The sequence below is a fragment of the Kitasatospora sp. NPDC093558 genome (assembly GCF_040683475.1).
In the GTDB taxonomy this organism is placed as follows: Bacteria; Actinomycetota; Actinomycetes; order Streptomycetales; family Streptomycetaceae; genus Kitasatospora.
Window position 1 is genome coordinate 1 of the sequence record NZ_JBFBDY010000238.1, and the last position, 9,516, is coordinate 9,516.

Annotated in this window: 7 protein-coding genes; 4 read left to right on the forward strand and 3 right to left on the reverse strand. The window is 71.5% G+C overall.

Annotation, left to right across the window (positions count from 1 at the left end; translation table 11 throughout):
* Positions 1-241: 241 nt before the first annotated feature.
* Positions 242-2,524, forward strand: coding sequence for an FdhF/YdeP family oxidoreductase (locus AB0O00_RS21445; RefSeq protein ID WP_363654081.1), 2,283 nt, complete (start codon positions 242-244; stop codon positions 2,522-2,524).
* Positions 2,525-2,588: 64 nt separating this feature from the next.
* Here the strand turns inward: AB0O00_RS21445 and AB0O00_RS21450 are convergent, their stop codons facing one another.
* Positions 2,589-4,211: an NlpC/P60 family protein gene (locus AB0O00_RS21450; protein WP_363654083.1), complete on the reverse strand. Its 1,623-nt coding sequence runs from the start codon at positions 4,209-4,211 to the stop codon at positions 2,589-2,591.
* 344 nt (positions 4,212-4,555) lie between these two features.
* Between AB0O00_RS21450 and AB0O00_RS21455 the strand changes: the two genes are divergently transcribed.
* Together AB0O00_RS21455 and AB0O00_RS21460 are read left to right on the forward strand one after the other, a co-directional pair.
* A complete protein-coding gene (locus tag AB0O00_RS21455) occupies positions 4,556-5,758 on the forward strand; it encodes an inorganic phosphate transporter (protein WP_363654085.1) in 1,203 nt (400 codons plus the stop codon).
* A 26-nt stretch (positions 5,759-5,784) separates the two neighbouring features.
* On the forward strand, positions 5,785-6,030 hold the full coding sequence (locus AB0O00_RS21460; protein ID WP_363654087.1) for a hypothetical protein: 246 nt from the start codon (positions 5,785-5,787) through the stop codon (positions 6,028-6,030).
* 74 nt (positions 6,031-6,104) lie between these two features.
* Here AB0O00_RS21460 and AB0O00_RS21465 read toward each other — a convergent pair whose 3' ends face one another.
* Positions 6,105-7,652: an MDR family MFS transporter gene (locus AB0O00_RS21465; RefSeq protein WP_363654089.1), complete on the reverse strand. Its 1,548-nt coding sequence runs from the start codon at positions 7,650-7,652 to the stop codon at positions 6,105-6,107.
* A gap of 123 nt (positions 7,653-7,775) precedes the next feature.
* Positions 7,776-8,264 (reverse strand): MarR family transcriptional regulator, encoded by a 489-nt coding sequence (locus AB0O00_RS21470; protein ID WP_363654090.1) that lies wholly within the window; start codon positions 8,262-8,264, stop codon positions 7,776-7,778.
* A gap of 184 nt (positions 8,265-8,448) precedes the next feature.
* Between AB0O00_RS21470 and AB0O00_RS21475 the strand changes: the two genes are divergently transcribed.
* A complete protein-coding gene (locus AB0O00_RS21475; RefSeq protein WP_363654092.1) occupies positions 8,449-9,486 on the forward strand; it encodes an ABC transporter permease in 1,038 nt (345 codons plus the stop codon).
* Positions 9,487-9,516 lie beyond the last annotated feature (30 nt).

Sequence of the window (9,516 nt, forward strand, 5' to 3'; positions counted from 1 at the left end):
GGGTGATTTTCAGACTGCCAACGGCGAGAACCCCCCACCCAACAGAGTCGGCAGTCGGAAAATCATCCAGCCCCCGGAGCGGCCACCCCCGCAGCCACCCCCGGCACCCCACCCACCCGAGAGCCCACAGAACCGCAAGCCCCGCGCAGCGGCCTCCCACCCCCGCCCCCCAGGTGAAAAGATGGTCCCGGACCCCCGCGACGGTGCGGCGGCCCGAAGAGCACAGCCGAGGAGCCACGTCATGCCGAAGCAGGCCCCGCAGAGCGACCCCGCGCAGGACACCCCCGAGGTGTCCGCCCCGCAGCACGCGGCCGCCGGTCTGCCCGCCGTCGGCCACAGCCTCCGCATGGCCGCCGAGCAGATGGGCGCCCGCCGCACCCTGGCCACGCTCCTCAAGGTGAACCAGCCGAACGGCTTCGACTGCCCCGGCTGCGCCTGGCCGGAGCCGGACAAGACGCACACCGCCGAGTTCTGCGAGAACGGCGCGAAGGCCGTCGCCGAGGAGGCGACCGAGCGCCGGATCCGGGCCGAGTTCTTCGCCGCGCACCCGGTCGCCGACCTGGCCGAACGCTCCGGCTACTGGCTCGGCCAGCAGGGCCGGCTCACCCAGCCGATGCTGCTGGACGAAAACGCCACGCACTACACGCCCATCTCCTGGGACGACGCCTTCGCGCTGATCGCGGAGGAACTGCGGGCCCTGGACACCCCGGACGGCGCCGCGTTCTACACCTCGGGCCGCACCAGCAACGAGGCGGCGTTCGCCTACCAGCTGTTCGCCCGCCGCCTGGGCACCAACAACCTGCCGGACTGCTCCAACATGTGCCACGAGTCGTCGGGGTCGGCGCTCACCGAGACGCTCGGCGTCGGCAAGGGCAGCGTGAGCCTGAAGGACCTCTACCAGGCCGACCTGATCATCGTGGCCGGCCAGAACCCGGGCACCAACCACCCCCGGATGCTGTCCGCGCTGGAGCGCGCCAAGCGGGCGGGCGCGACGATCGTCAGCGTGAACCCGCTGCCGGAGGCGGGCCTGGAGCGGTTCAAGAACCCGCAGAACGCCCGCGGCCTGGTCGGCCACGGCACCAAGCTGACCGACCTGTTCCTGCAGATCCGTCTCGGCGGAGACCTCGCACTGTTCCGCGCACTCAACCAGCTGATCCTGGAGCAGAACGGCGTCGACCAAGCCTTCATCACCGAGCACTGCCACAACTTCGACGAGTTCGAGGCCCAAGCCCGCAAGACCGACCGAAACGAAGTCCTCGCCGCAACCGGCCTGCCCTGGGAGCAGATCGAGGAGCTCGGCCGCATGGTGCTGGCCTCGAAGAAGATCATCGTCTGCTGGGCGATGGGCCTCACGCAGCACAAGCACGCCGTCCCGACCATCCGCGAGGTGGTCAACTTCCTCCTGCTGCGCGGCAACGTCGGCCGCCCGGGCGCGGGCGTCTGCCCGGTGCGCGGGCACAGCAACGTGCAGGGCGACCGCACGATGGGCATCTTCGAACGACCCTCCCAAGCGTTCCTCGACGCGCTGGGCAAGGAGTTCGCGTTCGAGCCGCCGCGCGAGCACGGCTACGACTCGGTGGACACGATCCGCGCGATGCGTGACGGCAGGATCGGGGTCTTCTTCGCGATGGGCGGCAACTTCGTCGCGGCCACGCCGGACACCGAGGTCACCGAGGCCGCGATGCGGCGCTGCCGGCTGACGGTGCACGTGTCGACCAAGCTCAACCGCTCGCACGTGGTCACCGGCGCCCGCGCGCTGATCCTGCCGACGCTGGGCCGCACCGACCGGGACGTCACCGCGCAGGGCGCCCAGTTCGTCAGCGTCGAGGACTCGATGGGCCAGGTGCACGCCTCCCGCGGCGGCCTGCGCCCGCCGGCGCCCGGCCTGCTGTCCGAGACGGCCATCGTCTGCCGTCTCGCCCGGACGGTCCTCGGCCCCGAGGACACCGTGCCGTGGGAGGACTTCGCCGGCGACTACGACACGCTGCGGTCCCGGATCGCCCGGGTCGTGCCCGGCTTCGAGGACTACAACGAGAAGGTGCGCCGCCCCGGTGGCTTCACCCTGCCGCACGGCCCGCGCGACACCCGGACCTTCCCCACGGCCACCGGCAAGGCCAACTTCACCGTCAACCCGCTGACCGCCCCCGAGGTGCCGCCGGGCCGCCTGCTGCTGCAGACGCTGCGCTCGCACGACCAGTACAACACCACGATCTACGGCCTCGACGACCGGTACCGCGGCATCAAGGGCGGCCGCCGGGTGGTCCTGGTGAACCCGGCCGACGCCGCCGAACTCGGCCTGACCGAGGGCGCGTTCGTGGATCTGGTGGGCGAGTGGAAGGACGGCGTCGAGCGCCGCGCCCCGCACTTCAAGGTGGTCCACTACCCGGTGGCCCGCGGCGGGGCGGCGGCGTACTACCCCGAGACGAACGTGCTGGTCCCGCTCGACTCCACGGCCGACATCAGCAACACGCCCACGTCGAAGGCGGTCGTGATCCGCTTCGAGCCGGACAGCGCCGCAGGCTGACCGTCCAAGCAAGGCCGCCCCACGTCAGGGGACGCGGGGCGGCCTTGCTGCTCGGCTCACGACCTCAGGGCAGCAGCCCACCGATCAGCGGCAGCGTCGCAGTGGCACTCCCGGGCGTGCCCGTACCGGACGGCGTAGGAGTGCCCGTCCCCGAGGGCGTCGGAGTACCCGTACCAGTACCCGACGGCGTAGGCGTCCCCGTCCCAGTACCCGACGGCGTAGGCGTCCCCGTCCCAGTACCCGATGGCGTCGGAATCCCCGTACCAGTACCCGACGGCGACCCCGTACCAGAGGGAGTCCCCGTCCCCGTGCCCGACGGCGAACCCGTCCCCGACGGCGTACCCGTACCCGTCCCGGTCGGCGTCCCCGGGTTGGTCGACGGCGTCCCCGGGTTGGGAGCAGGCGTCCCCGGCGCCGGGGTCGGTACCGGCGGGCGCTGCTCGGCCGGGGTCGGGGCGATCGGCGTGACGGTGTCCCAGCCGGCCGGCAGGTCCGGTACCTTCCAGGCGCCACCGGCGTCGTCGGCCGCGCCGGAGGGGTCGGGCCGGACGGCCCCGAGGATCGGCATCGAGCCGATCGGCGAGACCTTGATCACCGCACCCGGCCGCGGGGCCTGCACGATCAGCCCGCCGCCGATGTACATCGCGACGTGGGTGGCGCCCTGGAAGTAGACGATGAGGTCGCCGGGCCGGATCTGGTTCAGCGCGACGTGCGGGAGCTCGGCCCACTGCTCCTGGCTGGTGCGCGGGATCGGCTTGCCGGCGTGCAGCCAGGCCTGCGAGGTGAGGCCGGAGCAGTCGTACGAGTCCGGCCCGACGCCACCCCACAGGTAGGGCTTGCCCAGCTGGGCCAGCGCGAAGGCGACGGCCGAACGCCCGGCCAGCGAGGGCGTGCGCTCGCCCTGGCCGAGGGCGCCGCTGGCGAGGAAGGCGAGCTGCGCCTCGTCGGCCTTGGCCTTCTCCAGCTTCTCCAGCTCGGTGCGCTGGGCGCCGGTGAGCGAGGAGACCAGCTGCTCGACGGCGGCGAGGTCGGTGGCGACCTTGGCCTTGGCCGCCTCCTGCTGGGCGACGAGCGTGCGGGAGGTAGCGAGGGCGTCCTCGGTCTGCTTGGCCAGCCCGGCGAGCTCGTTGCGGTCGGCCTTGAGCCGGTCGAGGAACTCGGACTGCGAGCGGCTGGCGGCGGCGAGCAGCTCGGCGATGGTGACGGCCTCGTACGGGTCCTTGGAGAGCAGGAGCTCGGCGTAGGCGGAGGTGGCGCCGTTGCGGTACTGGGCGGCGGCGAGCTGGGCGGCGATGTCGGTGCCGGCGTCGACCTGCTTCTGCTGGCGTTCGAGGCGGTTCTGCAGGTCGGTGAGGGCGGTCTGCTGCTCGGCGACCTTGGCGACCGCGCCGTTGTACTGCTCGGTGGCGGCCTCGGCGCTCTGGTAGAGCGCGTGGAGCTGGTCGAGCAGCGGCCCGAGGGTGGCCTTGGCGGCGGCGAGCGGGTCGTCCCCGGGACTCGCCGTGGGCGCCGTGACACCGGGCGTGCCGGGCGCACCGGGGGTACCCGGCTCGGGGGCGGCGTACGCGGCCCCGGCGGCGAACGGGAGCGCCAGCGCCGCGGCGGCCAGGACGGCTCCGCAGCGCAGGGCGGCCCGCACCCAGGGTCGTACGCCCGTCGTCTCGCCGCGCCGCGATTCCCCGCCCATGGGTCTTCCTTCCCGCCCTGCCCGCCCCCGGGTTCCCCGGATCCCGGCGATCCTCCCACGGGTTACCCGTCGGAAACAGAGCGCGCCAGGACCGGGAGGTGAATTCTCCGTTCACGGCCCCGTTCGGCTGTGAGACAGGTCTCACCAAACCTGCGCGAACCGGGATGTTCTTCGCCAAAGCCCAGCTCAGCGCAGACGACGTCACCCCTCCGAAAGCTTAAGGTCACTGTCAGGACACCATCGGAACCACGATTCCCGTGTCAGTTCACCTTCCGTTCACCGAACCTGCCTACGGTCGCGATCGACACCAACGTCCGTGCGACAACTACGACGATTGTTTGGGTATGGAACACATCTCGTTCCTGGTGGCCGTTGTGATCATCACGGCGCTCGCCTTCGACTTCACCAACGGGTTCCACGACACCGCGAACGCGTCCGCCACCGCGATCGCGACGGGAGCCCTCCGGCCGAAGGTCGCGGTCACCATCGCGGCCGTCCTCAACTTCGCGGGCGCGTTCCTGTCCGTGAAGGTCGCCACCACCATCTCCGGCGGCATCGTCAACGAGAAGACCGGCATCCACCCCGAGATCATCTTCGCCGCGCTGGTCGGCGCGATCCTGTGGAACCTGCTGACCTGGCTGCGCGGCCTGCCGTCCAGCTCCTCGCACGCCCTCTACGGCGGCCTGATCGGCGCCACGATCGTGGGCGTCGGCATGAACGGCGTCAACTTCGACACCGTCGTCACCAAGATCCTGATCCCGGCGATCGCCTCCCCGTTCGTCGCGGGCCTGGCCTCCTTCGGCGCCACCAAGCTGGCGTACCTGATCACCCGCCGCAGCAACGAGGCCACCACGAACAAGGGCTTCCGGACCGGCCAGATCTTCTCGTCGTCGCTGATCTCGCTCGCGCACGGCACCAACGACGCCCAGAAGACGATGGGCATCATCACCCTGACCCTGGTCTCGGTCGGCGCCCTGCCGAAGGGCGCGCTGCCCCCCACCTGGGTGATCGTCTCGGCCGGTGCCGCGATCGCGCTCGGCACCTACATGGGCGGCTGGCGGATCATCCGCTCGATGGGCAAGGGCCTGGCGGACATCCAGCCGCGGCAGGGCTTCGCCTCGGAGTCGTCGGTCGCGACCGTCATCCTCACCTCGTCGCACATGGGCTTCGGCCTCTCCACCACCCAGGTCTGCACCGGCGGCATCATGGGCGCCGGTCTCGGCGGCCCGAAGCCGGAGCTGCGCTGGAGCATGGTGCGCCGCATGGTCTACACCTGGGGCCTGACCCTGCCGGCCGCCGGTCTGGTCGCCGGTGGCGCGGCCTTCGTGGTCCGCCAGGGAACCTGGGGCGTCGTGCTGGTCGGTGCCGCGCTGGTCGCCGGCGCGGGCGGCATGTGGCTGGTCTCCCGCCGCCAGCCGGTCGGCGCGGACAACGTCAACGAGGTCAACGAGCTCGCCGGCGTCGAGGACGTCACCGCGGTCGACGTCACCCCGGCCACCCCGGCGAACGCCGCCCCCACCACCGCCTCGACCACGGTCGCGGCCTGAGCGCCGCCGGCTGAGGAGCACACACCATGCACATCAAGTGGAACGCCCTGGCCCAGACCGCCGGAGTCAGCTTCGGCGTCACCGTCGCCGTGGTCACCGTCTTCGCGCTCGGCATCCTGGCGCTGTCCCGCCGCGAGGCCGCGCTGAGCGCCCGCGAGGACGGGACCGCCCAGGCCGGCGGCGGCCGGCTGGCGCTGGCCGGCGCGTACGCCTGCTTCGCCGTCTGCGCGGCGGCCGTCGTCTACGGCCTGTCGCTGATCGCCGGGAAGTAGCCCCGCAGCACGCGCAACGGGCCGGGAGTGGATCACCACTCCCGGCCCGTTCGGGTACCCGCCCGCCGGACGCGTCAGCCGAGCTGCGTCGTCTTCAGCGCCGTCTCCCGGATGAACAGCACCGTGACGAAGGAGGCGAGCGCGAACGGCGCGGCCCACAGGAACACCGTGCCGACGCCGTGCCCGAAGGCATCCGTGACCAGCGGCAGGATCGGGGCCGGCAGCTTGTGCAGGTCCGGGATGCCGCCGTCGGAGGCCGCGTGCCCGGCCGTGATGTGCGCGGCGGCCAGGTTCTCGGCGAGGTAGTGGCCGACCTTGTTGTTCATCAGCGCGCCGAGCGCGGAGACGCCCATCGCGCCGCCCATGGTGCGGAAGAACGTGACGACCGAGCTGGCCGCGCCCAGTTCGTTGCGGGGCACCGTGTTCTGCACCGCGAGCACCAGGTTCTGCATGGTCAGGCCGAGCCCGATGCCGGTGATCGCCATGTAGACCGAGAGCAGCCCGTAGCTCGTGTCGGTGCGCATGGTGCCGAGCAGGCCGAAGCCGAGCGCGAGCAGCGCCGTCCCGGAGACCAGGTAGGCCTTCCAGCGGCCGTACTTGGTGATCAGCCGGCCGGCGACCGTCGAGGAGAGCGCCAGGCCGAGGATCATCGGCAGGGTCATCAGTCCGGCCATGGTCGGGGACTTGGCGCGGGCCAGCTGGAAGTACTGGCTGAGGAAGGTGGTCGCGCCGTACATCCCGACACCGACCAGCACGCTCGCGAGCGCGGCCAGGGTGACGGTGCGGTAGCGGAAGAGGTCCGGCGGGATGATCGGCTCGGCCGCGCGGCGCTCGATGACGACGGCGAGCGCGCCCAGCAGCAGGCCGCCGCCGACCATGGCCGCGGTCTGCCAGGACAGCCAGGCGTAGTTCTTGCCGGCCAGGGTGATCCAGACCATCAGCAGGCTGACGGCGCCGGTGATGGTCAGCGCGCCGAGGTAGTCGATCTTCGGCTTGCGCCTGACCACCGGCAGCTTGAGGGTGCGCTGCACGACCAGGATCGCGGCGACCGCGAACGGGATGCCGACGTAGAAGCACCAGCGCCAGCCGAGCCACGAGGTGTCGACGATGACGCCGCCGATGAGCGGGCCGCCGATGGTGGCGAGGGCGAAGACCGCTCCGAAGTAGCCGCTGTAGCGGCCGCGCTCGCGCGGCGGGACCATCGCGGCCAGGCAGATCTGGCCGAGCGCGACGACACCGCCGGCGCCGATGCCCTGGAGGGCGCGGCAGGCGATGAGCTCGCCGGTGTTCTGGGAGAGGCCGGCCAGGGCGGAGGTGGCGATGTAGATCAGCAGGGCGATCTGCAGCAGCACCTTCTTGCTGGCGAGGTCGGAGAGCTTGCCCCAGATCGGGGTGGAGGCGGTGAGGGTGAGCAGCGCGGCGGTGATCACCCAGGTGTAGGCGGACTGGCCGCCGTGGAGGTCGGTGAGGATGTGCGGCAGGGCGTTGGAGACGACGGTCGACGAGAGCACGGCCACGAAGAGGCCGAGCAGCAGGCCGGACAGCGCCTCCATCACCTGTCGGTGGGTCATGGGTCGGTCGTCGACGGCTGCGCCGGTCGCGGCCTCGGTGGTCACGGTCATGCCGGTCCTTAAAAATCGTTGTCTTAAGCAACCATACGGCCGATGGTTGCTTAGGGCAACTTTCTTCAAGGCAAAGTAAAACCCGGCCCCTCCGGGCTCCCTACCCGCCCCCTCCGGGCCCCCTCACTCTCCAGCGGGCTCCCCGAACACGTCGTTGAAACGGTGCAGCAGCTCGGCGAACCGGACGACGTCGTCCTGGGACCAGCCGCCCATCACCTCCCGCACCCGCCGCATCCGGACAGCCCTGGCCGCCAGGTAGCGCCGCCGCCCGTCCTCCGTCAGCGAGACGAACGAGGCCCGCCGGTCCTGCGGGTCCGCCACCCGGGCGACCAGGCCCAGCTCCTCCAGCGCCCGGATCTGCCGGCTCACGGTGGCCTTGCCCACGGCGAAGTACACGCCGACGTCCGTCACCCGCACCGGCGCGGCCTGCTCGATGTAGCCGAGCATGCTGTACGCCATGCCCTCCAGCTCGGGGTGCACCCGGCGGGACAGCTCGGCGACCCTCGCCCGCCCGCGCCGGAACATCAGCGCCACCTCGCGGTCGACCGCCAGCAGCGCGTCCTCGTCCAGTGTTCGCCCGCCCGGCATCCGCTCGCCACTCTCCGCACTCACCGCGCCAGTATCCCGCAGCGGCCCTGGCCGGAACGCGGCGCGTGAGGTGCGACAAGCCAACTACTTCATGGTATGAAGTATCGGATCTCGTAGCATCTGATTCCGCTCGAAAACGCAGGTTTCCCTCGAAACCACGGGTTTCCCCCCGAAACCAGGGGTTTCCCCCGACACCAAGGAGATGTGGATGGCCGCCCCGGGGCAGGGTTTCGTCGCCGAACTGAAGGGAGCGGTCACGCCGCGCGCAGCGCTGATGGTGATCGCCGTACTGCTGCTCCAACTCGGCTTCATCACGTCGTACGTCGGGGCGCTGCACAAGCCGGCCCCGCACAACCTGTCGATCGCGGTGGTCGCCCCGCCGCAGGTCGCGCCCAAGCTGGTCGGCGCGCTGCAGTCGGTGCCGAACGACGCCGTGAAGCCGGTCACCGCGCCGGACGCCGAGACCGCCACCCAGCAGATCAAGGACCAGAAGATCTACGCCGCGCTGGTCTTCAACCCGGCCGGCACCGAGGACACCCTGCTGACCGCCGGCGCCCGCGGCACCTCGGCCGCCAAGGCCGCCGAGAGCATCACGAGCGCGCTGGAGAAGACCCAGGGCCGCACCGTCAAGGTCGAGGACGTCGTCCCGCTGGCCAAGGGCGACACCAACGGCCTCTCCGCCTTCTACCTCGTCATCGGCTGGTGCGTCGGCGGCTACCTGGTCGCCTCGATCCTCGGCATCAGCGCCGGCTCCAAGCCGGCCAACGTCCACCGCCTGCTGATCCGGCTCGGCGCGCTGGCGCTGTACTCGGTCGCCGCCGGCGTCTTCGGCACGCTGATCGCCGGTCCGATCCTGGACGCGCTGCCCGGCTCGATCCCGAGCCTGTCGGCGGTGGGCGCCCTGGTGGTGTTCACGGTCGGCGCGTTCACCATGGCGCTGCAGTGCCTGTTCGACATCATCGGCATCGGCATCGCGGTGCTGGTCTTCGTCGTGCTCGGCAACCCGAGCGCGGGCGGGGTCTACCCGGCGCCGATGATGCCGCCGTTCTGGCGCGCGATCGGCTCGTGGATCCCGAACGGCGCCGGCACCGCCGCGACCAAGTCGATCGCCTACTTCGACGCGACCAACCTGGCGATGCCGCTCCTGGTGCTCGTCGTGTGGGCGGTCGCCGGCGTGGCGGTCGCGCTGCTCGCGGTCCTGCGCGGCCCGCGCTCCGGCGGTCGGGAGCTGGTCCAGGAGGCCTGAGCCCCCGCCCGAAGCGCGTCCGTGCCCCCC